18 protein-coding genes and 3 pseudogenes are annotated in these 24,512 nt (G+C 45.7%); 12 read left to right on the top strand and 9 right to left on the bottom strand.

From position 1 onward, the window contains the following. A complete protein-coding gene (locus FM037_RS16835; protein ID WP_144046918.1) occupies positions 1-327 on the top strand; it encodes a PilZ domain-containing protein in 327 nt (108 codons plus the stop codon). Positions 328-479: 152 nt separating this feature from the next. Next, entirely contained in the window at positions 480-1,268 is a 789-nt protein-coding gene (locus FM037_RS16830; RefSeq protein ID WP_144046917.1) for a TatD family hydrolase, read from the top strand. Between the two features lie 227 nt (positions 1,269-1,495). Here FM037_RS16830 and rsmF read toward each other — a convergent pair whose 3' ends face one another. Beyond that, positions 1,496-2,932, bottom strand: coding sequence for a 16S rRNA (cytosine(1407)-C(5))-methyltransferase RsmF (gene rsmF, locus FM037_RS16825; RefSeq protein ID WP_144046916.1), 1,437 nt, complete (start codon positions 2,930-2,932; stop codon positions 1,496-1,498). 201 nt (positions 2,933-3,133) lie between these two features. On the opposite strand from rsmF, the gene FM037_RS16820 reads away from it, so the two are divergent. Beyond that, on the top strand, positions 3,134-4,360 hold the full coding sequence (locus FM037_RS16820; protein ID WP_144046915.1) for a nucleoside recognition domain-containing protein: 1,227 nt from the start codon (positions 3,134-3,136) through the stop codon (positions 4,358-4,360). 61 nt (positions 4,361-4,421) lie between these two features. On the opposite strand, the gene FM037_RS16815 is transcribed toward FM037_RS16820, so the two are convergent. Then, complete coding sequence (locus FM037_RS16815; protein ID WP_227993344.1) at positions 4,422-5,255, bottom strand: DUF481 domain-containing protein; 834 nt, start codon at positions 5,253-5,255, stop codon at positions 4,422-4,424. A 494-nt stretch (positions 5,256-5,749) separates the two neighbouring features. Beyond that, complete coding sequence (locus FM037_RS16810; RefSeq protein ID WP_144046914.1) at positions 5,750-6,121, bottom strand: diacylglycerol kinase; 372 nt, start codon at positions 6,119-6,121, stop codon at positions 5,750-5,752. Between the two features lie 251 nt (positions 6,122-6,372). Here FM037_RS16810 and FM037_RS16805 point away from each other — a divergent pair, with 251 nt between their 5' ends. Beyond that, positions 6,373-7,230, top strand: coding sequence for a DNA ligase (locus FM037_RS16805; RefSeq protein ID WP_144046913.1), 858 nt, complete (start codon positions 6,373-6,375; stop codon positions 7,228-7,230). 437 nt (positions 7,231-7,667) lie between these two features. On the opposite strand, the gene ylqF is transcribed toward FM037_RS16805, so the two are convergent. Beyond that, on the bottom strand, positions 7,668-8,606 hold the full coding sequence (ylqF, locus tag FM037_RS16800; RefSeq protein WP_144046912.1) for a ribosome biogenesis GTPase YlqF: 939 nt from the start codon (positions 8,604-8,606) through the stop codon (positions 7,668-7,670). 109 nt (positions 8,607-8,715) lie between these two features. After that, positions 8,716-9,555 (bottom strand): isopenicillin N synthase family dioxygenase, encoded by an 840-nt coding sequence (locus FM037_RS16795; protein WP_144046911.1) that lies wholly within the window; start codon positions 9,553-9,555, stop codon positions 8,716-8,718. A 302-nt stretch (positions 9,556-9,857) separates the two neighbouring features. On the opposite strand from FM037_RS16795, the pseudogene FM037_RS16790 reads away from it, so the two are divergent. After that, positions 9,858-10,759 (top strand): annotated as a pseudogene (locus FM037_RS16790) (bifunctional methionine sulfoxide reductase B/A protein). A gap of 75 nt (positions 10,760-10,834) precedes the next feature. Here FM037_RS16790 and FM037_RS16785 read toward each other — a convergent pair. Both FM037_RS16785 and rne read right to left on the bottom strand, forming a co-directional pair. Beyond that, positions 10,835-12,390: pseudogene (locus FM037_RS16785) on the bottom strand (SulP family inorganic anion transporter). A gap of 129 nt (positions 12,391-12,519) precedes the next feature. Next, the gene (rne, locus tag FM037_RS16780; protein WP_144046910.1) at positions 12,520-15,930 is read right to left on the bottom strand and encodes a ribonuclease E; all 3,411 of its coding nucleotides are present in this window, start codon (positions 15,928-15,930) and stop codon (positions 12,520-12,522) included. Positions 15,931-16,519: 589 nt separating this feature from the next. Between rne and rluC the strand changes: the two genes are divergently transcribed. Next, positions 16,520-17,479: a 23S rRNA pseudouridine(955/2504/2580) synthase RluC gene (gene rluC / locus FM037_RS16775; RefSeq protein WP_144046909.1), complete on the top strand. Its 960-nt coding sequence runs from the start codon at positions 16,520-16,522 to the stop codon at positions 17,477-17,479. Beyond that, complete coding sequence (locus FM037_RS16770) at positions 17,476-18,126, top strand: HAD-IA family hydrolase (protein WP_144046908.1); 651 nt, start codon at positions 17,476-17,478, stop codon at positions 18,124-18,126. Before rluC ends, FM037_RS16770 begins: the two co-directional genes overlap by 4 nt. A 76-nt stretch (positions 18,127-18,202) precedes the next feature. Here FM037_RS16770 and FM037_RS16765 read toward each other — a convergent pair whose 3' ends face one another. Continuing rightward, positions 18,203-19,558, bottom strand: coding sequence for a sensor domain-containing diguanylate cyclase (locus FM037_RS16765; RefSeq protein WP_144046907.1), 1,356 nt, complete (start codon positions 19,556-19,558; stop codon positions 18,203-18,205). 307 nt (positions 19,559-19,865) lie between these two features. After that, a complete protein-coding gene (locus tag FM037_RS16760) occupies positions 19,866-20,456 on the bottom strand; it encodes a Maf family protein (RefSeq protein WP_144046906.1) in 591 nt (196 codons plus the stop codon). A 327-nt stretch (positions 20,457-20,783) separates the two neighbouring features. Here FM037_RS16760 and yceD point away from each other — a divergent pair, with 327 nt between their 5' ends. The 5 genes and pseudogenes from yceD (at position 20,784) to fabD (ending at position 24,508) form a co-directional block, all read left to right on the top strand. Then, on the top strand, positions 20,784-21,308 hold the full coding sequence (gene yceD / locus FM037_RS16755) for a 23S rRNA accumulation protein YceD (protein ID WP_144046905.1): 525 nt from the start codon (positions 20,784-20,786) through the stop codon (positions 21,306-21,308). Positions 21,309-21,325: 17 nt separating this feature from the next. Further along, the gene (gene rpmF, locus FM037_RS16750) at positions 21,326-21,496 is read left to right on the top strand and encodes a 50S ribosomal protein L32 (protein WP_012142966.1); all 171 of its coding nucleotides are present in this window, start codon (positions 21,326-21,328) and stop codon (positions 21,494-21,496) included. A gap of 15 nt (positions 21,497-21,511) precedes the next feature. Further along, a complete protein-coding gene (plsX, locus tag FM037_RS16745) occupies positions 21,512-22,540 on the top strand; it encodes a phosphate acyltransferase PlsX (protein ID WP_144046904.1) in 1,029 nt (342 codons plus the stop codon). Between the two features lie 10 nt (positions 22,541-22,550). Continuing rightward, complete coding sequence (locus FM037_RS16740; RefSeq protein WP_144046903.1) at positions 22,551-23,510, top strand: beta-ketoacyl-ACP synthase III; 960 nt, start codon at positions 22,551-22,553, stop codon at positions 23,508-23,510. 72 nt (positions 23,511-23,582) lie between these two features. Further along, positions 23,583-24,508: pseudogene (gene fabD / locus FM037_RS16735) on the top strand (ACP S-malonyltransferase). The last annotated feature ends 4 nt before the right edge of the window (positions 24,509-24,512 follow it).

Here is a 24,512-nt window from a genome sequence, read left to right as displayed (position 1 = left end):
ATGATAGACCTAGTTGTTAATTTTGATACCTTACATCAGCTTTATCGCGCATATATGCCGTTTATTCAGCCGGCGGGTCTATTCATTGCGACCAGTGAAAGCCACTATCTGGGCCAAGAGTTAACTATAGCTTACCAACTTCCTGGCTCGCTCAACAGACATGAGTTTCAGGGCATGGTGGTTTGGATTAATCCTCTAGGTGCATCTGGCGGCCGCCCGGCGGGAATTGGTATCAAGATCCTGTCCGATGCAGAATTACATAAGCAGCATATAGAAACCCTCTTAGCCCGTGAACTTGCCTCCGGAGACTTGACCTGTACCATGTGATCTCTTCGTCTTTACCTTTAAATCTCCAGAATTCCTCCCTAAAGCCTCTTTATACCGATTGGTATTAGAACTGGCATCTTAATTTGACCCTTGCCTTATAGCTCTGTATTCTTTGACTCCTTTTTAGATCTATCACTCTGCTGGAAATTCACGTGCTCATTGATTCTCATTGTCATCTCGACCGTTTAAAAGCCGCGCCCGATCACCAATCACTCAAACAGATCATCAGTGATGCAAAAGCCAGGGATGTTGACTATTTCCTGTGCGTGAATGTGCGTCAACAAGGTTTTATTTCCATGCGAGATAAGATGGCGGAGTTTGATCAAGTGTTCCTCTCTGCCGGCGTACATCCCTTGGATGTGCAGGAGGGGCTGGATACCACTGAGCTCAATGTGTTTGTTAAAGAGCCTAAGGTTGTCGCTATCGGAGAGACTGGTCTGGATTACTTTTATGCCAATGAAACCAAAGCACTGCAACAGCAATGTTTCGAGCAGCAGATCGAACTCGCGGTGCAAGTTAATAAACCGCTAATCATACATACCCGAGATGCCAGGGAAGACACGCTAAATTTCTTAAGAAACGGTCATGCCGATAAGGTCGGCGGCGTGTTGCATTGCTTCACTGAAAACTGGGAGATGGCCAAAGCGGCGATTGATCTGGGTTTTTATATTTCAGTCTCTGGCATTGCAACCTTCAAGAATGCGGGCGATTTACGCACTGTGATGAGAAAGGTACCTAAAGATAGGTTGTTGGTTGAAACTGATTCTCCGTATCTAGCTCCTGTGCCGCATAGAGGTAAAGAGAATCAACCAGCGTTTGTCCGTGATGTCGCCGAGTTTATCGCAGAGCTGAGAGGGGAGTCTTATGAAGAGTTGGCCCAATATACTACAGATAACTTCTTCAACTTGTTCACCGATGCGGCTAAGTTAGCCGGACGTTAATATTATACCGATTGGTATTAGCCGAGATAAGTTCGAATTTTAGGCAAAAAAAGACCCAAAACTATTCCGATTGTTCTGGGTCCAGGGGAATGGCTCTAACTAAAGAGCCGTGCGCTACTGTTGAGATCCTCATTAGGAATTAACTCTCTGGCTAATAGTGTAGTCGACATAACCGGCTTGCAGCGCTTATATGCAATATTATTAATGCATGTTTGTAAGTAAATATGTCATTGAGCTTTGCTTGCATCAGAATTGACGATCTTGTCTCTGACTAACTCTCTGGGTAAGCTGTTCTTCAATCGTTTACCAAGATGTTTCGCCAGGCCTAACGGACTGTTATGGTAGCTAACAATCACTTCTCCGCGTGGCTTAAGGCCTGCTTCCAAGGGAATATCCCGTCCCATTAGATATTCTTTTGCCTGAGCTTGTGACAGCTCAACCATGCTGGCTCCCGCACCAAATGCCAGTATTGCCTGGTGTTGTGCCTTAAGACCATGCTTAAGGGCGTCGGCGATTTTCATGCCTATACGCTGAAATCGCATCCGACCAATCAAGTTCTGCATTTTTTCAGGAAACAACCAAAATTCTTGCTCCCTCACCATTATCTGGCTCTGGCTTGGCAGTTTAATGGCGAAGGTATCCTGAAAATATGCCCTTAACTCAGTGTCTGTTTTAGTGGATATCTGAGTGAAGGGGAAGTTTTTCTGTTTTCTTGGCTCGGCAACTTGCCTGTTAATGTCTGCTGTTTTTCTTATTTTTGCGACGAAGAAGCCTTCACTGTCATAGATCTGTGGCCAGACATGCAAGAAACCTTCTTCCGTGCAGGCCTTATCTGCATCGATAAACAGATCACTGAGGGATTCAAACTCGACTGCATCGGGGTACATAGCCTTTAAATGTTGACACACTTCCTGGTTTTCAAATCGACTGAGTGCACAGGTCGAATACACCAGAATTCCACCGGTTTTTAAGGCCAGAAAAGCAGATTCGATCAAGGCCTTCTGCGTCGCAACAATCGACTGGCTCGACTCCAGGCTCCAATTTTTTAACGCTGAAGGGTCTTTTCGTATGGTGCCTTCACCGCTACAGGGGGCGTCGAGCAAGATAGCATCGAATGTGGCATAGAGATATTCACCGAAGACCCGAGCATCGAAATGGGTGAGGGCGGTATTACTGACCCCCATGCGCTGAACGTTAGCATGTAACACTTTTACCCGGCTCGAAGAATATTCGTTGGCGATAAGCAAGCCAGAGTTGTTCATTAAGGCAGCTATCTGTGTTGTTTTGGACCCAGGGGCCGAAGCCATATCGAGAATTGTGGCATTATCTGTTTCATTTAGCTGGGAAAATAGTGCCGTTGGTGGCAACATTGAGCTGGCTTCTTGAATGTAAAATAGACCCTGAAGATGTTCTATGGTGTTGCCTAATTGGACTTCTCTGTCGAGGGATATCCAGAAGCCATCCGAGCACCATGGAATTGGTTCGAGTGTCCAGCCCTTAGGCTGCATGAGTTCGATAAAATTGGCCGACGATATTTTTAGCGTGTTAACGCGGATCGAGGCTCTCAATGGACGGCTACTGTATTGAACAAAGTCATCCATAGAGAGATGAGCAGGCATGTCTTGAGTTATGCTATCGATAAAATCTTGATTTATAAGGGCCATCTTTTGAACCATGTACTGAGCCAGATGCTAATAAAAAGCATGGTGACGAGCTGAAATTTGCGTGATTATACCATAGAGCAGCCTAGCTTGAGTCCGGGTTAAGCTCAAGATTTCAGGATCTGTAGCTTAATAATCTCGATTATTCAGTGAGCCCTGTAGATGATGTTTGGTTATTTTGTTTCGCCCTATTAAGGAAGTTCTGTGTTAAATCGAATTTGGTATTTCTTTTTTGTCACCGCCTTGTTTGCCATCTGTATTCAGTTATTCAATGGTAATCTTGAGGTGTTATCGGCATCGGTGACGGCGTTATTTAGCAGCGCTAAACTAGCGGCTGAAATTGCGCTTGGTCTCATCGGCGTACTCTCTTTATGGATGGGGCTGATGCGTGTGGGGGAGAAAGCCGGGGTTGTCAGTGTGTTTTCCAGGATATTTGAACCTCTTCTATCTAGGTTGATGCCAGAAGTGCCGAGGGGCCATCCCGCCTATGGGAGTGTGACCATGAATCTCACCGCCAATGTGCTCGGGTTAGATAATGCGGCAACGCCCCTGGGCTTGAAGGCGATGCAGGATTTACAAACCTTAAACCCGAATAAAACGGTGGCGACAAACGCCCAGATCTTGTTTTTGGTATTGAATACCTCGTCAGTGACCTTAGTGCCTGTTACCGTTTTTCTCTATCGAGCCCAGCAAGGGGCTGAGGCGCCAGCCGATATCTTTTTGCCAATCTTACTGGCGACATCGGCTTCCACGATTGTCGGAGTGCTTGTGGTGGCGCTGTTTCAGCGCTTATCCTTACTCAATGCCGTTGTTATGGGCTATGGAGCCTTGATTTTTGGCTCAATCACGGCACTGGTGTTCTATTTAGGCACCTTGACGACAACGGCGATAGGCACCTTATCCACGGCCATGGGCAATGGTATCTTATTGATATTGGTGTTTAGTTTTATCTTGGTCGCAGGCATGCGTAAGGTCGCGGTTTATGATGAATTTATCGAAGGCGCCAAAGAAGGCTTTGCTCAATCGATAAAACTCATTCCTTACCTGTTGGCCATGTTATTGGCGATTGGCCTACTTCGCGCCTCTGGAGCCTTGGATTACCTGCTACACCTCATCTCCGTCATCGTCTCTGTGGTAGGCGGAGACACACGTTTTGTCGATGCCTTGCCTACCGCGATAATGAAGCCTTTTAGTGGCTCAGGTGCAAGGGCCATGATGTTAGAAACCATGGAACATCATGGCGCAGATTCCTTCGCTGGCCGTTTGGCGGCAGTATTTCAAGGCAGCACCGAAACCACCTTTTATGTATTGGCCGTGTATTTTGGTGCCGTAGGCATACGCAATGGACGCCATGCCTTGTTCTGTGGTTTAACGGCCGATTTGGCGGGGATTATCGCGGCGATTCTGGTGTGTTATCAGTTTTATGGTTAAGGGCTGACGAGGGGAGCTTGAGTCGGAGTGAGTCGTTTCTCGATTCACTCCGATGTATTATTTAGAAACGATAGCTAACAGATAGCATAGGCCCTATGAAGCTATAGTAGAGGTTGTAATCGGCCACATGAATATCACCGACATTTGTCCTTTGCGTATAATCGACATCAACTTCATAATAATTAAATGCCGCTGTCATGTGCCAGTTTTCTGTGATCTCGGCTTCTACACCTGCACGTATGTCTACTAGGCTACCCTTGAGATCATCAAGCTTGATATAAAAATATTGCACGTGAGCAGTGAATCTGAATCCCGGGCTAAATTCATAGTCACCGTAAAGGCCAATATCGGGAAGGGGAGCGGTGACACTCTCATCAATGGCTCTGTCGAGAGGTTGTTGATCACATTTGAGCACAAGGTCTTGTTCGATGCAGGCACCAATATCACCCTCAAACCCCGTTTTGATAAACATGGTATGTAAGCCCACAGACAGGCCTAGATTGTAGTTATTCCCTTGGTAGAAGTTATAGCCGTAACCTAATCTGGCGATATCCATATTTAAGGTGGTTTTAAGCTTAGCGCCCGCTTTTATGTCGTAGACTTTATCTTCGAAGTTTACCTGGAATGGTGTGGTGATCGCCTGAATTTCAGCTGTTCGATGCAACTGCTTCCAGTCGATATACAGGCTGTGTCGCTCATTGAAGTGGTAAAACATTTCAAAGAAAGGTAAAAATTGAGATTCTTCAAGCTTAAGATCTTCTTCGAAATCGATCTTAAAGTCCTGACCTAATATGGGATTCGTTACATCCATGCTTGAATTGGAGTTGGAGTAAAATCCACCTATTCTGAGCACAACTTGGTTATCTAGATCATTTATAGATGCAAAATCTTGCAAAGCCTGATCATTATCAGCTGCGTATGTTTGGCAAGCGGCCAAAAGACATGAAAATGAGATGCCTAATCTTTTGAGCAAAGGCGACTCCGTCAAAATTTATTATAACTATAAGTACTTGATTCTATTGGATTCGAATCATTTAGTAATACTATAGTAGCAGATTGCGTCTATTTGTGAATGATTTGTATCAATAAATGTCTAAAAAGAGTGTGGATTCTGTTTTCTTTATGTGGGATTTACCCCTGTTCAGATTCAGCTAAATCTTCTATATCCTTGGAGTCATTGCTATTTCTCGTGTAAGAGAAAGGCGGTATTTTCTGTAATATTAAGGCTTAGACTGGAAGTGTCTGACAGATACAGAAGACTATATTCTGCAATATTAAGTGTATAGATTGGGAGTGTCTGACAGATGCTGAAGGTAAGTCTGCACTCCAACTGGCTACATATTGCAATAGAACTGTTGGAGTGAAACTTGTTACTGAGATAGCTGATAATTAAAGGTATCTGCTGCCCAATATTACCGCCCAAGTGATTCCACACAGAGCCAGGCTCATAAATACCGCCGCAGAGGCGATATCTTTGGCTTGTCCGCTTAAGGTATGGATCTCATCGCCTATTCTATCGACGACCGCTTCGATGGCAGAATTTAACAATTCAACGATAAGTACGATAAAGAGGCTAAAGATAAGCAATAGCTTCTCAAGAGTCGCGATATCCACTAATACTGCGATTGGCAACATGACGATGGCTAACATGAGTTCTTGCCTGAATGCTGCTTCGTGAACCCAGGCAGCCCTAAGCCCCTTCATTGAGAAGCCTGTAGCCCTAATAATTCGCTTTATACCATGATTGTTTTCTGGTTTCATAATTTTCCGTCTAAGACTTTACCCGCTCTTGTAGAGGTAAAAGTCTGTATTGTTATCAAATTGATAAACTGATTGCTAAAGATGTTAGCTAAATTTGCGCAGAGTATATCACTTGGAATATTTGAGACCTATTTCAATTAAATTGGTTCATGTTCTACACTGATATTTATTGTAATACCAATCTGTATAAATAAAGTCGTTACCACAGGTTAAAGGATTTAACCTGCTCAAACCAGACGAAGGAGCGCTCCATGTATAGACACATTTTAACGTATTCAGTACTGATTTTTATCCTCTGTGGCACTGCTATATACCCACCACTTAGCCTATCCAACCCCATGCCTGCTAATATCCAACTGGCAGTACACACAGATATGGAAGGTCCCGTATCAGGTTATCTGGTCAGTGAAAAACTTGATGGGGTCAGAGGCTATTGGAATGGACGTCAGATGAACTCTAGATCCGGTCGATTAATTGCTGTACCTGACTGGTTTGTCGACGGTTTTCCTACTTACCCTTTAGACGGTGAACTGTGGATGGGAAGAGGAACCTTCGAGCAGATGTCATCTCTGGCGAGAAGAAAAGAGCCTATCGATGCACAGTGGCGAATGGTTAAGTTTATGGTGTTCGATCTGCCATCTCATTCGGGGTCTTTTGTCGAAAGATATGCCACGGCAAACAAAGATTTGAACTTTGGAACTGAGTATCTAGAGCTGATAGAGCAGAAGAGATTTGATAATCAGCATCAGCTTGATACCTGGTTCACTGAAGTAGTAGCCGACGGCGGCGAAGGCTTGATGTTGCATAAGCTTAGTTCATTGTATGTCGCCGGTCGGAACTTGAACCTGATTAAACTTAAACCTTATTATGATGCAGAAGCAAGAGTCATTGCTTATCAGGCGGGTAAGGGGAAGCTGCAAGGTGTGATGGGGTCTTTGCTTGTTGAAAATCAGCAAGGAGTCAGATTCAAACTCGGTACAGGCTTTAGTATGAAAGAGAGAAGATATCCACCTGAGATTGGCTCGACTGTCACCTATCAGTACTCTGGGTTTACCCAGAAAGGAACGCCTAGGTTTGCTCGATTTCTTAGGGTAAGGTCCATTGAATAAATATAACTAAAAGGCCATTTACATTAAATGAATATTGAAAGTGTCTTGTTTGTCTGTATGGGTAATACCAACCTCATTAAATATTTACTCATTTCAGAGCCACTCAGGCTTTTCAATTCAAGGCGCATTGATGTAGAAATGGTTATTCCCTTTTAAGTCAGTGCAACACAGAAGTGGAATGTCTGAGTGGCTCACGTAGTGCGGGTTTCAAAGCACTTTATGCTGCGTTACATGTTCTCGATATAGAATAACTATTAGCTTCAAACATCCGCCTTGCCTACAGCACTTTGAACTCCCGCTGAACGATCACATATTTAATCGGGTTGGTATAGCATATGTCGCTCGCCCAGTGCCGAAGCCGTGTTTGTTGGCTTGATACAAGATATATGTGCTTGGGAGGCTGTTCCCAAGCACATCAAAGAGGAGGCTGTTATGGATTATCTATGACGCTTTCCTGCAAGCTTAAGTCTTTCCTTTTCTTTCCTCTTTTCATCTTTAGCGGCTTTTTCTGCCATTATCACCGCGACTTCAGCTTTTTCTTGTTCAGCCATTTCGGGGGTTTCTAATGAAAGTTGGCCAATTTTTCCTGAACGGAATTCATGAAGGACTAATTCAGATACCTTATGCAAGTCGATACGTCCACCTGGGCGCAGTGCCCCTCTTTTTCGGCCTATGGCCTCTAATAACTCGATGTCGGTATCGGGTAGCTCTTTAAGTTTATAACGCTCGGCAATCGCTTCAGGGTAGGCCTTTAAAAAGTACTCGGCAGCAAACATGGCGACATCTTCATATTCCATGGCGGTATCTTTAATTGCACCTGTGATGGCCAGACGATAACTGCTCTTTTCATTGTCGACTTTAGGCCAGAGAATGCCGGGTGTGTCAGACAAGACGATGCCATTTCTTAAATTGATACGCTGCTGAACTTTTGTCACTGCGGGTTCGTTGCCTGTCTTGGCAATCATACGGCCTGCGAGAGTATTGATGATGGTGGATTTACCCACATTTGGGATCCCCATGATCATGGTACGAATATCTTTTTCGAGTTTATCCCGACTAGGGACAAATTTACGGCATAGGTCGGGGATTTTCTTCACTTGAGCGGCTTGCAAAGTAGTGATAGCCATGGCTTTAACGCCTTGCTCCCGCTCAAGATACTCTATCCATCTTTGAGTGGTTTCAGGATCGGCCAAGTCTGACTTGTTTAATAGCTTAATACAGGGCTTGTCACCACGAAGTGTTGAAACGACAGGATTCTCACTGCTGTATGGGATCCTCGCATCGAGCACCTCGATCACAAGATCGACCTGAGGCATGACCTCTTCGATCTCTTTACGCGCCTTATGCATATGTCCGGGATACCACTGAATAGCCATTTTATTGCTCTGTATTAGTTTTGATGTAGGGATTTTACCTTGTTAGGGGAAAATTTCATTAAAAAAGCGCCCTTAGGCGCTTTTTTATGGAAAGTCACTGGAGTAGCGCTTAGATCACACCTAATTCTCTCAATCGCTCCATAAGATAACTGTCTGCCGTGTAACGGCTAGAGAGCACAACCTCTGGGTTAGGATGCAAGAATAACGGCAATGATACCCTAGGCTTGGACATATCTGTGCCCACTGGATTGATCACCCTATGAGTGGTAGATGGGAAGTAACCGCCGGAAGCTTCTTGCAACATGTCACCGATATTGATGATTAGGCTGCCAAAATCACAAGGTACGTCAATCCATTCGCCGTCTTGGCCTTTCACCTGAAGACCTGGTTCATTCGCCGCGGGTAGCAGGGTGATTAGGTTTATGTCTTCATGAGCCGCGGCGCGGATAGCCCCAACTTCTTCATCACCTGTCATTCCCGGGTAATGTAATATGCGTAGCAAGGTCTTATGACTGCCTTCAATCATCTTAGGTAAGGCAATGGAGTAGTTTACCGCAACATCTGCAGGTGAATGCTCTTCTATCCACTGAAGCAACTCTTCAGCAAGCTCATTGGCGAGCTGATAGTAAGCTAAGATGTTCTCTTTCAAGGATTCAGGAATACGTCCCCAAGGATAGACATGGTAATACTCCTTGATATCTTTAACCGTGTGGCCCTTAGCCGTTTCGGATACTTCAGCTGGAAAGAAGCCATCTTGGGTTTCAGGTTTAAACAGAAAGTCATGTTTCTCTTCACTGTTGAAGAAGGTTTGCCACTCTGTGTATATTTTTTCTACTAAGGCCTTATCAATTGGATGATTAGCCAGTACGCCAAAGCCAGTATCTCTTAATGATTGGACGAACTTTACTGCACTATCGGGTGCTTGATAATCGATTGTTTCTAATTTCATCTCAGTCTTCTTAACTTTTTATAATTGATAAACCCAAGCCTAGTTTATCTAGGCTAGGGCTAAGGGGCAATTAAGTGTGATGGAAATCACCTCATCATTGTTTTTTAAAGAGATAAGCACCGAACATTATAGGAAATAATAATTTAAGAATAAAGGCATAAGCAAGAACAGCTAAGATAAAAATAGTTTCAAAAAATTCGCAGAACAGACAATAAATTGCGGTTTGTCTTGCGTCGTTTATATTTGAAAGAGAAGATGAAGATCTCAGGTCTAATCTACACAGCGAATTAAGAGTAACAAGTATGCGTGAACTCACCGATTTTGAACGACATGTGATTGAAGAAAAGGGCACCGAACGGCCTTTTAGCGGGGAGTACCACCTGCATGATGTTCAGGGGAGTTATGTGTGCAAACGTTGTGAAGCGCCCCTGTATTTATCTGAACATAAGTTTAATGCCCATTGTGGCTGGCCCGCCTTCGATGACGAGATCCAAGGGGCCGTCAAACGAATTGCCGATGCCGATGGTCAGAGAGTCGAAATAGTCTGCGCTCAGTGTGATGCCCATCTGGGCCATGTGTTTGAAGGGGAGTATTTAACCGAGAACAATATTCGTCACTGCGTTAATTCCGTTTCTATGGTGTTCAAGGCTCATTCTGCAGCCGATGAGCTAAACAAATATCAGTTTGCGACGCTTGGAGGGGATGCTTCTGGTGCTTCGAAGCTATGTTCACCCAACTTCGAGGGGTTATCTCAGTTCAGTCTGGATATTGCGGCGGTGATGAGGCGAGCGCAAATTATAAAGCCGTCTGCTCGGGTATGACAACCCATGCAGAAGTCGTTCATATCGAGTTTGACCCAAGAGTCATCAGCTTTAAGGAATTGCTCGCTGTGTTTTGGCAGGGTCATGATCCAACTACCTTGAATCAACAAGGTCATGATGTGGGTCCACAATATCGCTCGGTTGTTTTCGCCCATGATGAAGTGCAGAGTCAGCTTGCTAATCAGATGATAGAAGAGCTAACTCAAGCTAAAGTCTGGTCTAAGCCGATAGTCACAGAGATCTCTGGTTTTAATACCTTCTATAGTGCAGAGAATATCCATAATGATTATTTCGAGCAAAACGGTGAGCAAGCATATTGTCAGATGGTTGTGAGGCCTAAAGTAGAGAAATTTAGGGCTGCTTTTGCTGATAAGTTGAAATGACATTGCTCCAGACATGAAAAAGGCGAGCTAAGCTCGCCTTTTTCATGTCTGGAGTTCAGACTTGGCTGACGAAAATTAATCTAGCTTATCGTCGCCAATCTTGTAGTGAGGATCTTCGATGAGATTAACTTCGACAAGATCTCCCGCCTTATGCAATAACTGTTTACAGTCATTACTCAAGTGACGTAGGTGTAATTTCTTACCCGAAGCTACATATCTATCTGCCAGAGTATCTATGGCATCTAGCGCCGAGTGATCACATACGCGTGAATTTTGGAAGTCGACTATCACGTCATCAGGATCGGTATTGTTGTGGAATAGCTCTAAGAAATCAGCCACAGAACCGAAGAACAGAGGACCGTTAAGTTTATAAACTTTCCAACCATTAGCATCTTCAGTTATCTCAACATTGATATGCTTAGCGTGTTCCCAGGCAAAGACCAGTGCAGAGACTATGACACCAACGAACACGGCAAATGCCAAGTCGGTAAACACAGTGACAACAGTCACCAAGATGATGACGAAGGCATCATGTTTAGGGACTTTACCCATCACCTTAAAGCTGGCCCATTCGAAGGTACCCAGCACAACCATAAACATCACACCAACTAGAGCTGCCAGTGGGATAATCTCTATCATAGCCGAACCGAACAGGATGAAACCAAGCAACGTCAGGGCCGCAGTAACACCCGATAGGCGACCGCGTCCACCTGAGTTGATGTTGATCATAGACTGACCAATCATGGCACAACCACCCATGGCGCCGAAGAAGCCACTGGTGATGTTACCAACGCCTTGGCCGATACATTCCTTGTTACCTTTACCGCGGGTGTTGGTCATCTCATCGATCACCGTGAGTGTCAGCAGAGACTCGATTAAGCCGACGGCGGCAAGAATGAGAGAGTAGGGCAGAATGATATACAGGGTCTCTAAATTGAATGCTACAGCAGGGATAGAGAAGCTTGGTAAACTTCCGGCTATGGTTGCATTCTCATCACCACTCATGGATTTTAAGAAATCTAATACGGTGCGGGTATCTAGCTCTAAGAAAACCACCATCAGGGTAACAGTGACGATAGCAACGAGAGAGGAGGGGATGGCTGTGGTTAGCTTAGGCAAGAAATGTATGATGCCCATGGTGAGTGCCACCAGTCCAATCATCAGAGCCAGTTGGTCTTGGGTAACCAAGCCATAACACCATTAATATCCGGCGATTTAAACTGACCCAATTGGGCTAAGAAGATGACGATGGCTAAGCCATTGACGAAACCTATCATCACAGGATAGGGCACGATGCGGATAAATTTACCTAGCTTGAGCAGGCCAAACGAGACCTGGATAATACCGGCTAACACCACCGCGGCGAAGAGGTAGGCTACTCCGTGCTCGGCGACCAAGGCGACCATGACGACGGCCATAGCGCCGGTAGCACCTGAGATCATGCCCGGACGTCCACCTATGAGTGCGGTGATAAGACCCATGATGAAAGCGGCATAGAGGCCCACCATAGGCTCAACACCGGCGACAAAAGCAAATGCGACAGCTTCAGGGACCAGTGCGAGTGCGACAGTTATGCCCGATAATAGATCGGCCCTATGACTGGCAGTTTTGTGACGAATAAGATCGAACATTTAGCCTCTGTTGTAATTATGTTGTTTTAGATTGAATTTCGGTCGCGAATACTAACAAATATTCCGCCTTAAGAGAATAAAAAAGCCATGCTCGAAGGCATGGCTTTTCTTTTATCGACTAATTATAGCTTATGGTCTGGCCATGTCCGAATTAGCTGAATTTGCCGTTTTCGGCTTAGCATCGGCTGGTGAAGATTCAGATGCTTCGTATTGACGCCCTTTAGGGACATCTACGTTTTCTCTCGTTTCCACCACAGGTGCGATCATGTCTGAACTCACCATAGTGCCAAAGCGACTAGCACCTCTAGGCTTAGCTAGAGTCTTCACTGGTGTTTCCACTTTAGCTTTGACTTCGGCTGTTGCTTCTGGGGCTATCTGCTGAGTCTCTACTTTAACCGGTGTCGCAGGTCTGGCTGCTGCAGCGGTTACCGTGTTAACTTCAGGCTTGGCTACGGCTTGTACAGGAGCTTCTGGTTTAGTCGGTGCCGATGCAGCCAGAGCTTCTACCTTGACTTCGACTTTAACCGGAGCCGCAGGCTTAGTTGGCACTGCTGATGCCGATTGAGCTTCAGCTTTAACTTCGACTTCCACTGGAGTCTCAGCTTTAACCGGAGCCGCAGGCTTAGTTGGCACTGCCGATGCCGATTGAGCTTCAGCCTTAACTTCGACTTTCACTTGAGTCTCAGCTTGAACCGGAGCCGCAGGCTTAGTTGGAGCTGCCGATGCCGATTGAGCTTCAGCTTTAACTTCGACCTTCACTGGAGTCTCGGCTTGAACTGGCGCTACAGGCTTAATCGGAGCTGCCGGTGCCGATTGAGCTTCAGCTTTAGCTTCGACGTGTACTGGAGCTTCAGCTTGAACTGGCGCTACTGGCTTAGTCGGTGCTGTAACAGGCGCTTCAGTTGTAGACTGGGCGCTAGCTGCAGAGACTGCTGCTTGATTCGCTTGAAATTCAACTTCAGTTTCATTAGGGATGAAGGCTGGAGTTGCATCAGCATTAGTCTCACCGTCATCTTCATCACGGCGACGACGCTGACCCGCAGCGCGAAGATGACGTGGGCTACGACGACTGCGACGCTGACCTTCACGTGGCTTATCATCAGTGGCATCAGCGTTAGCTTCAACTTCAACAGCACTAGTTTCAGTAGCACTGGCTTCGACTGAGCTTGTTTCAACTGTCACGCTATCTTGAGAAACAGTATCAAGTTTGTCGTCTTGCTGAGTTTCTGGCGTTGTAGTCTCTACTTCTGCCGTAGTGTTTTCAGCTGCTTTAGTAACTTGAACGTCATCCTTAGCTTTTATATCAGTCTTAGGCTTAGCCTTACGAGGCTGACGCTTAGGACGAGCCTGTTTATCTTCTTTAACCGAAATCGGAGCTGTTTCTACAACCACTTCAGCAGAAACTGCTTCTGTGTGTTGCTCATCAAGCTGCTGTGACTTTTCAGTTTCTATACGTACTTTCCTACGCATATTTCTACGTTGACGACGCTCTCTGGCAACTTCCTGTTTAGGAGTCGCATCAGCCGCATCAGCTGCATCAGTAGTATCAGTAACATCTGCTTGTTGACGAGTTCGAGTCGGCTTGCTGTCATGACGAGATTGACGCTTGCCTTGCTCGCCCTGATCGCCTTTATCTCTGCTTGAGCGCTCTTCATTTGAATCAGCACGCTTATTACGGCTGTGACGTGAAGTACGCTCATTCTTATCGCCTGATTGCTCCTTATCATCACGATTACGACGACTGTCGTTACGACGTGAATCATTCTTGCGAGCAGGACGACGATTGTTACGGTTCTGGCTGGGTGATTCGCTTTGCTTCTTGGGCTCTTCAGCCTTTGGTTCAGCTTTGAACAGTCCACCAATAGCGGTGAAAAACTTAGCGATTAGACCAGGTTCTTCAGTTGCCTTAGGGGCTGTTGCTGCCTTGGCTTTAGGTTCAGGCGCTTTTACTGGCGCAGTGAATCCTTTTATTGCGGGCTCAGGAGTCGCTGCACGCTCAAGCTTACGGGGCTCATACAAATTGGATACAGGCTGCTCCAGCAGTTTATAACTGGCTTCGCTTATCTGATCGTCTTTGCGATGACGTGAGACTCGGTAATCTGGCGTAGACATATTTGGATCTGGGATCACATAGACTTCTACATCATGACGTTGCTCAGTGATGCGAATGGCTTTTCGTTTCTCGTTGAGTAGGAAAGCGGCGACATCGACTGGCACAACGGCTTCGATTTGAGAGGTATTCTCTTTTATCGCTTCCTCTTCCATCAGACGCAGAATTGACAGTGCTAATGACTCAGTGCCACGAATGGTGCCTTGGCCGTGACAACGAGGACATAGATGTGCAGCAGACTCTTCCAGAGAGGGTCTAAGGCGTTGTCGTGACATTTCCATCAGACCGAAGCGAGAGATGCGTCCGAGTTGAACACGGGCTCTATCTAAGTGAACAGCATCACGCATTCTGTTCTCTACTTCACGCTGATGACGTACGGGAGTCATGTCGATGAAGTCAATAACCACGAGTCCGCCCAAGTCGCGAAGACGTAATTGACGGGCAATTTCATCTGCAGCTTCCAGGTTGGTGTTTAACGCAGTCTCTTCGATATCGCTGCCCTTAGTGGCGCGGGCTGAGTTGATATCGATTGATGTTAATGCCTCAGTGGGGTCGATAACAATCGATCCGCCAGAGGGTAAACGCACTTCACGTTGGAATGCCGATTCGATCTGTGTCTCAATCTGGAAATGAGTGAACAGAGGCACTTCTGCATCATAGTGTTTGATTCTGTCTGCAAAATCGGGGCGTACCAAAGCAACATGCTGTTTTGCTTCTTCGAAGATGCGAGGATGATCGATAAGTACTTCACCCACATCACGACGTAAATAGTCACGAATAGCACGAACGATGACGTTACTTTCTTGGTGAATGAGGAAAGGCGCGGGGCGACCAACAGACGCTTCTTTAATCGCAGTCCAATGATGCTCAAGTACTTTTAGATCCCATGCAAGTTCTGCAGAGTCTTTACCAACACCGGCTGTGCGTACAATTAAGCCCATGCCATTAGGCACGTCTAATTCAGACAAGGCCGCCTTTAGCTCAGTGCGTTCATCACCTTCGATACGGCGAGAGATGCCACCGGCGCGAGGGTTATTTGGCATTAAGACAAGGTATGAACCCGCTAAACTGATAAAAGTCGTGAGTGCGGCGCCTTTATTGCCACGCTCCTCTTTATCAATTTGAACTATGACCTCTTGGCCCTCTTTAATCACCTCTTTAATATTGGGGCGACCTTGGAAAGAGTAACCTTTAGGGAAGTATTCTCTGGCGATCTCTTTGAGGGGCAGGAATCCATGACGGTCTGCTCCATAATCGACAAATGCCGCTTCGAGAGAGGGCTCTACACGGGTGATTTTACCCTTGTAGATATTAGCTTTCTTTTGCTCGTGACCTGGACTTTCAATATCTAGATCATATAGCTGTTGCCCATCAACTAGGGCTACGCGCAACTCTTCAGATTGAGTCGCATTAATTAACATCCGTTTCATGATGACGTGTTTCTTCTAAAATAAGGTCATCAAACGATTATTTTCGTTGCATTACGGGCCTAGCACATAATAGAGCCTCACGGCTGGTGTCTAGGCAAGGTGCGCATCTCTGTTAGACGCAATCTCTGCGTGTCGCATCCATTTATGGCTTATTTTTTAATATCTACAAAAACAAGGAATTCGTTGTAAAACGACAACTAACCCCATAAATTATTCGGTTCTTTCCGGTAATGCCAAAATCGAATTGAGATCGTTTGATGATAAGTTAAAATTAATCTTCGAATTTGGGACGCATTTCTTAGAGAAACCACCTTGTAATGTGGGTTTTCCTATCCGTTTAGTCGTTAACATACATTTTCGGTATTATATTAATAAAACGACTTGCAAATTAGCTATTTACGACAGATGGAAAATTATTTTAGTCTCTGCTTCTTGCGTAAGGGCTGGGGGTTTTATGAACACTTTATTCACTGATTATCCCCAACCGCCGATGAAATATAGCAACAATCAATAAATTCAGCAAATGGAAAGGCATAAAATTCTTGTTACTTGATGTACAATGCGCTCCCAGATGTAGATAAGGCCCACCATGAATACCGAAGCACCTAAACCAAAAGTTCAATTAGTCACTATCGATGAAGACCATCTTGGGCAGAGAATTGATAATTATTTAATGACAAAATTAAAAGGTGTCCCTAAGAGTATGATCTATCGGATCGTGCGAAAGGGGGAGGTCAGGGTAAACAAGAAGCGCATCAAGCCTGAGTACAAGTTACAAGACGGTGATATCGTGCGCATCCCACCGGTAAGAGTGTCCGATAAATCTGAACGTCCGGGACCTTCTGCCAAATTAACTAAGGTGTCGCAACTCGAAGATCGGATCGTATTCGAAGATAAATCAATTATAGTGCTCAATAAACCTTCCGGCATCGCGGTCCATGGTGGTAGTGGTGTCGATTTTGGTGTGATAGAAGCCATGCGCGCTTTGAGACCGACTCAGAAGTTTCTCGAATTGGTGCATCGTCTCGATAAAGATACATCTGGGGTATTGCTGATTGCCAAGAAACGCAGTGCGTTAAGACACCTGCATGATCAACTCAGATTTAAAAAGATGCAAAAGGACTACCAGGCCTTAGTCAAAGGCACTTGGCAAGCGCGTGATAAGGTGATTAAAGCGCCGTTACTCAAGTTAACTCTGAAATCAGGTGAGCGAATTGTTCGGGTTAATCAAGAGGGAAAGGAGTGTGAGACTCGCTTCAAAATCTTACAACGTTATCAAGGTGCGACACTCGTTCAAGCCAGTCCGGTAACAGGCAGAACGCATCAAATCCGCGTGCATTGTCAGTATGCTGGCCATCCCATCGCCTGTGATGACAAATACAGTGAGCAAAGATTTGATGACACCATGCGTGTCCACGGCTTGAATCGTTTATTCCTACATGCAGCTCAGCTCAGGTTTACTCATCCTGGCACAGAGGAGATCATGATAGTCCAAGCGCCTCTGGATCCGGTATTGACTCAAACGTTAGATAAGTTGGTGAAAGCATGAAGCAGTATGAACTGGTGATCTTTGACTGGGATGGCACCCTGATGGACTCAGTCGGCAAGATTGTGGCCTGTATGCAGGAATCTGCTCTGACCTTGAATATGCTTATGCCAACGGAGCAAGCGGTACGCGATATTATCGGCTTATCTATGGATGAAGCACTCAGTATTCTTCATCCCGATGCCAGCGCCCTGTTACAAGGCGAAATGAAAGAGGTCTATCGTCAGCAATATTTACAGCTGAATCAGACTCCGAGCCCTTTGTTTGATGGTGTCGAAGACTTGCTCACGACTTTGAATGGCCGAGGCTATAAATTGGCCGTGGCCACAGGAAAGGCGCGAGCTGGACTCAACCGAGTGTTAATCGCAACGGAGCTTGGTGGATATTTTGTGGCAAGTCGGTGTGCAGACGAAGCCGCAAGTAAGCCTAGCCCCGAGATGATCTTGCAGTTATTGAATGAACTCGATGTCTCACCGGATAAGGCTGTGATGATTGGCGATTCAATTCATGATCTTAATATGGCAAATAATGCGGGGATCCATGCCATAGGCGTGGACTATGGTGCCCATGATAAAGATAAATTGAGCCAAGCCAAGCCTAAGGTTGTGATCAGTTCACCGATGGAGTTGCTCGAACACCTGACCTCATAGTGATTTACATCTAAGTCTGGCCTCCGGGAGTCTGTTAGCAGACAGCTCCGTTATTTTATGAGACGAAATTGCGGAGTCATTGGATCTTCTTATTATCGTACATATCTTTATCGGCCTGAGATATGATAGAGGACAAGTCCATATTGAACTCTTCAACCACATAGTGTCCTACATTGGCCGATATGGGTAAGCTATGGCCCTCGATATCTATCGTCATTTTCAAATCACTCAAAAACTGTTTACAACGAGATTCTAACTTGTCCCTATAGTTAGCCTTGCTAGCGCCATAGTCCAGACTGGTCAGGACTATAAACTCATCACCTCCAATTCTTGCGACCAACTCCTGTGTACTTGCGGCCTGTTTAATGCGTTTCGCGACGTCATTAAGAATTCTATCACCCAGGTGGTGACCATAGGTATCGTTTATCTGCCTGAAGCCATCCAGATCGAGATAGATCACCGCCAGCTGTAGCTGACCCTTCTGTTGCGCCAGTAATTTCTGTTCCATCTGCTCAAACAGGGCTCTGCGATTGAGTAAACCAGTTAAGGGGTCGTGATTGGCGTAATGTGCTATCTTTTCATTGGCATGGTGAAGATCTGTGATGTTATGTGCCGAGACGATAACGCCGAGGACCTCACCTTTCTCATTAAAATAGGGATTATGGTGAATATTGAGATAAATGGGCTCTGAGAGGTGAGGGGGATGGATCCAGCTCTGTGCCGTTATGGTTTCACCTTTAAGTGTCCTATCCAATAAGGGCTTTAAATGATCGTTAAATATCGCTTCTCCGTGGACCTCTGCAACAGATTTTCCTATGAGAGACTTGGCTGTTTGGTTAAAGACTTTTTCATACCCTTTCGAAATGACTCGATATTGATAGTTTCGATCCACGAATGACATCAACTGTTCTGTGTGGGCAATCATCTGTTTGTGCAGGTCCAGCTCACGGGAAATGAGCAATCTTTTATATTCGATGCCAATCCTTTGGGCGAGTAACCTGAAAAACTCTCTGGATTTCATCGTCTCTGTTTGTGGCAACGTGTCCATAACGAGTATATGGCCAATCGGAGAGCCATCGTCGTTGAGGATTAATTCGGCTTGATAACTGTTGGCTCCGAGATTCTTTATTAAGGAGAAGTTTGGGAATGTTTTTTGTAGCTCTGAAGGGTAAAGTATGTGGCAATTGGGATACTTGAGCTGGTAGATGGACTCACAGGGAGAACCTTTGAGATCAAACTCGAATCCCGGGACATTATGTTTTAAATCACAAAAAGCCACGATCTCCATGATGCCGTCTTTATGTGAAGGCCGTCCAAATGCGGCCCAGCGACATTGAGTGACGAGCGCGAGAGCCTTGAGGGCGCGTTGGAAAAAACGTTCATCCGTGCACGGCGCGGCTAATAGCGCGAGCGCTTCTTCAATATCAGTCATTAGCGATTCCCACAAAATATAACCAGTAAGTCAGACCTCCTTGTCGACTCAAAGTCAAATGTCCGAGTACGTCAAGGTACTCGATACTGATTCTCATTATTAATAGAGGTTAAGTGTAGTGGCTATCTGGTTGAGCGTGAGTAAACTGACCGTATTTCATACTTCCAGGGCAAAATTGGGCGAGTGTTCACTACTTTAATATCAGTTTCCGGCCAGTTATCATGCTTTTCTTAACCACAGAGAAGATGATTAATACTAAATAACTAAGTTTTACATGATAAGTTCATGCCTTGGTATTCATTTGGAACTATCTCAGGGCTAAAACGTCGTAGCCTTGCCTGGCAAGCATCTCGGTGAGTGCGATCAAGGGGAGCCCGATTAAAGTGTTGGGATCTTTTCCCTCTAATCGCTCAAACAGGGCAATGCCCAGCCCTTCACATTTGAAACTACCTGCACAGTAATATGGCTGCTCTCTCGATAGGTAATGTTCGATCTGCAGTTGAGATAAGTGTTTGAAGTGGACGTTGAAGGTTTCACACAGGCTTTCGTTTTGACCCGAAGCAATATTATGCAGTGAAATGCCAGTGTAAAAGGTGATGATTTTACCCGATGAAGCCGTCAGCTGTTTCACTGCGGTCTCGTGGTTTAAAGGCTTGCCTATTATCTTACCATCGATGACCGCGACTTGATCTGAGCCAATGACCAGGCCTTCAGGATATTGCTGCGCACCGGCTTTAGCCTTAGCTTCGGCTAACCTTACTACCAGATCTGCAGGCGACTCATCGGCTAAGTGGGTTTCATCGACTCGTGGGTCACAACAAGAAAAGGGCAAGTCGAGCTTGGCTAAGATCTGTTTTCTGTATTGAGAGGTTGATGCTAAGATGATGGGTGTCGACATGATATGAATGTCCTCGAGGGGGCTGAAGATGATTTCACTGAAACGTTATTATAAGTTGTGTAAGTTCGTTATCAGTGGTTATGCTCCGGAGTTTAGCCTTGTTATTGTCCAGGTTACACGCACTTTGATAGTTTCTTCACTAAAATGGGTGTGAACGTTGCTATTTTGAGCATGAAACACTTGAGTAAATTGGGCAGCTTGGGTAAAATTTCTAATCCATCAATTTTTGTTTTCAGAGTTAAAACGAGTAAATGATTTCCCTCTTCTTTATTAAGATGGGAAATTTCCTTTGACTCTGAGGATTTCAAACTATAGTATGCGCGCCTTATGCAAACAGTAAAGATACCGGTTTCAATCGATCCAATACGTGCGGCCTCGAGTCAGCTTTCTTTTGAAGGCCTGATCCCGGGTAAGCAATTAAAACGGTTGAATGAGTTAAGTGCCGGCGACTGTTCCGATGTGACAGTGTCGTTACAATGTGGTGAAGATTTACAGGGGATAGTCTACCTTAACGGGAAGGCTGTGACGGAGCTCACTCTGATATGTCAACGCTGCATGACGCTATTTACCACAGAGGTTACGGTCGACTTTAGCTTCAGTCCCTGCGGGAATGAAGCCGAAATCGATGAGCTCCCGGATGCGTATGACCCTATTGAGAGTAATGAAATAGGCGAGGTTCGTCTGCATCAATTGATTGAAGATGAATTGATAGTCGCTATGCCTTTAATCCCTATGCATGTCAGCGAAAGTTGCGGTCAGGGAGATCAAGATATAGTAGTAGGCGAGATTGAACCTTCTCAAGAGGAGCGTCCAAATCCGTTTGCAGTGTTAGAAAAACTGAAGAGCAAGTAACCCAGGAGACAGGTCAAATGGCTGTACAAAAGAACAAAAAATCTCGTTCAAAGCGCGGAATGCGTCGTTCACATGATTCATTGAGCACTCCTCAATTATCAGTAGACTCAACGAGTGGTGAACTACACCTACGTCACAACGTGACTGCGGATGGTTTTTACCGTGGTCAGAAGGTTATCAACAAGTAATTTGTTGCTTACTAAATGACTAATCTGACGCTCGCGTTAGATGCGATGGGGGGCGATCATGGCCCCCACATCACAGTGCCTGCAACCCTGCAGGCGCTTCGTTTATCTTCCTTTCTTCGTATTATCCTCGTGGGTAATGAAGCCGAAATCACGCCTTATCTTTCTCAAGCAAAGCACAGTGTTCGATCGCGAATAGAGATCTTGCATACGACCGAAGTCGTTAGCATGTCAGACAGACCCGTTCATGCGCTGAGAAACCGCAAACAAAGTTCGATGAGGTTAGCCATAGAGCTGGTTCGTGATGGCAAGGCTGACGCCTGTTTGAGTGCGGGTAATACCGGTGCTTTGATGGCTATGTCTAAGGTTCTGCTAAAAACGCTACCTGGAATAGACAGACCAGCGCTTGTGAGTTGTCTTCCTGCCGTGAATGAGACCCCAGTCTACTTACTCGATCTCGGTGCCAATGTCTCATGCTGCTCGGAAACCTTGTTTCAATTCGCTGTAATGGGCTCGGTATTATGCGAAGCCGTAGATAAGAATCCTTCACCTAAGGTGGCATTACTCAATGTTGGTATCGAAGAGATCAAAGGTAATGATCAGGTTCAGCAGGCAGGCCGACTTTTACAGCAGAGCCCTCAACTCAATTATGTCGGCTTTATCGAAGGTAATGACCTCTTTTCGGGGAATGTCGATGTCATCGTTTGCGATGGTTTCGTAGGAAATATCACTCTAAAAACTTCAGAAGGTATTGCCAGGTTACTGGTAGACCAATTAAAAAAAGGCCTGAAACAAGGCTTCTTTGTTCGATTAATGGCCAAATTAATCACGCCTCGTATCAATTCTGTACTGAATCAGATGAACCCCGACCACTACAATGGTGCAAGTTTGATAGGATTGCGCGGAATCGTAGTAAAAAGTCATGGAAGCGCTGATGAGTCTGCTTATTTACAAGCGATTAATCTGGCAGTGACCGAGGCACAACGTCGACTCCCTCAGATGATTGAAGAACGTCTAGAGTCGATTCTTTTAGACATTAATAGCTGATATCTCCTTTATGCATACAAAAATTCTTGGAACTGGTAGTTATCTACCAGAACAGGTGCGTAGCAATTCTGATCTGGAAAAAATGGTTGAAACCACAGATCAGTGGATTGTTGAACGCACAGGTATTTCAGAGCGTAGAATCGCCGCCCCAAACGAGACTGTGTCTACTATGGGCTACCAAGCTGCACTTAAAGCCCTGGAAATGGCTGGGGTAGACGCATCTGAACTCGATATGATCGTGTGTGGTACGACGAGTGCCAGTAACGCATTTCCCGCAGCGGCCTGTGAAATTCAGGCTATGCTGGGGGTTAATACTATTCCAGCATTCGATATTGCCGCCGCATGTTCAGGCTTCGTTTATGCGCTTTCTATTGCCGACCAATATGTTAAATCCGGTGCCGCTAAGAAAGTCTTAGTTATCGGTGCGGACGTGTTATCACGTCTGTGTGAACCCGATGACCGCAGCACTATTATCTTATTCGGTGATGGTGCAGGGGCCGCCGTGATAGGTGCTTCGAACGAGCCGGGTATCATTTCTACTCATATCTATGCCGATGGCAGTCAAGGCGATCTACTTAAATGCTCTTTTCCGCCGCGCCCGGGTGAATCTTCTGCAGCCATGGGATATATGATCATGAAAGGCAATGATGTTTTTAAGGTCGCAGTGACTAAGCTTGCCCATGTGGTCACAGAAACCTTAAGGATTAATCAGATTGATAAGTCTGAAATTGACTGGTTGGTTCCTCATCAAGCAAACTTCAGGATCATCAAGGCCACGGCGAAGAAGCTCAATATGAGTTTGGATAAAGTGGTATTGACCTTAGCAAAGCATGGTAATACGTCAGCAGCCTCCGTTCCTATCGCGTTGGATGAAGCCGTTCGTGATGGTCGAATCGAGCGCGGTCAGCTTATCTTGCTCGAAGCATTTGGTGCTGGCTTTGCGTGGGGCAGTGCACTGGTCCGTTTTTAATCTTGTTTAAGCAGGCGGGTAAAGCCTGTTTTAAACATCAAGATGTTTTATGAATTGTCATAGGTAAATATTATGGAAAATTCTGCTTTCGTTTTTCCTGGTCAAGGCTCTCAGGCCATTGGCATGTTGGCCGAACTTGCTGTCGAGCACGATATCATCGCTCAAACTTTTTCTCAGGCAAGTGATGCACTAGGTTATGATCTGTGGGAGCTGGTGCAGCAAGGCCCAGTTGAAACGCTTAATCAAACGGATAAGACTCAGCCTGCACTGTTGACCGCAAGCGTGGCTATTTGGCGTGTTTATCAAGCCAGTGGCAAGACTCTGCCTAAGATAATGGCGGGTCACAGCTTAGGTGAATATTCGGCCTTGGTGTGCGCAGGCGTGATGGATTTTATCGATGCAGTAAAGCTGGTCGAACTTCGTGGACAACTCATGCAGCAAGCGGTTCCAGCAGGTACTGGTGCAATGTTTGCCATTATCGGTCTGGATAATGATGCCATCGCTAAGGCGTGTGAAGAGGGAGCCGAAGGTGAAGTCGTCAGTCCGGTCAATTATAACAGCCCGGGTCAGGTCGTCATCGCCGGCAGCAAGGCCGCGGTTGAACGCGCCGCCGCCTTATGTAAGGAGGCGGGGCTAAGATGGTTATTGCACTGCCTGTCAGTGTACCGTCACATTGCGAATTGATGCGTCCTGCTGCTGAAAAATTGGCTGTAGCGCTTGAGAGCATAGAGTTTAAAACACCACAAATAACCGTCATTAATAATGTTGATGTAGCAAGCCCTGAGTCTGCTGCAGAGATCAAGGATGCCTTGGTCCGTCAGCTCTATTGCCCTGTACTTTGGTCTGATACGGTGAAAGCCATCTCGGAGCAAGGCGTAACAAGTTTGTTTGAAATGGGGCCCGGCAAAGTATTAACCGGTTTAGCGAAGCGTATCGATCGTTCGCTAACTGCGAAAGTGGTCAACGATGTGGCATCACTTGCTGCACTGACCGAATAGGAGA

Source organism: Shewanella psychropiezotolerans (assembly GCF_007197555.1).
Taxonomy (GTDB): Bacteria; Pseudomonadota; Gammaproteobacteria; order Enterobacterales; family Shewanellaceae; genus Shewanella; species Shewanella psychropiezotolerans.
This window is presented reverse-complemented; position numbering and strand designations above follow the sequence as displayed.